Genomic DNA, 329 nt, shown 5'->3' with positions numbered 1-329 from the left:
CATTGTCCGCGCCGGTTGTAAAATCATAAGTACTTGGTGGAGTGCCTGGACCAGGCGTCAGCGTTCCTACCGTCCCGAAGTTTGCATTGTAAACTACGTAAGTATCTGTTGTGTTAGGAATGGTAATGGTGGCCGCAAAATTAAAAACTAAACCATTTTGCGCCGAAGGTAGCGAAAATGTACCAACAACTGTAGCTGGGTTTACTGTCGTATCGACCAGATAGTACGTATTGACCGATTTACTATTTCCCGTAGCCGTTATCTGGCCAGTAAGCGTCAGATCAGCCGATGCGAGGAGGCCGGCATAACTCGCGACTCCGCTTGCAGAT

Annotated in this window: 1 protein-coding gene; it reads right to left on the bottom strand. The window is 48.3% G+C overall.

The genetic code is table 11. The annotated features are described in order from the left end of the window. The coding region (locus EN852_RS41925) for a hypothetical protein (RefSeq protein ID WP_210238317.1) at positions 1 to 329 on the bottom strand (329 nt) is incomplete at both ends.

The sequence above is a fragment of the Mesorhizobium sp. M2E.F.Ca.ET.209.01.1.1 genome (assembly GCF_004010375.2).
Taxonomy (GTDB): Bacteria; Pseudomonadota; Alphaproteobacteria; order Rhizobiales; family Rhizobiaceae; genus Mesorhizobium.
This window is presented reverse-complemented; position numbering and strand designations above follow the sequence as displayed.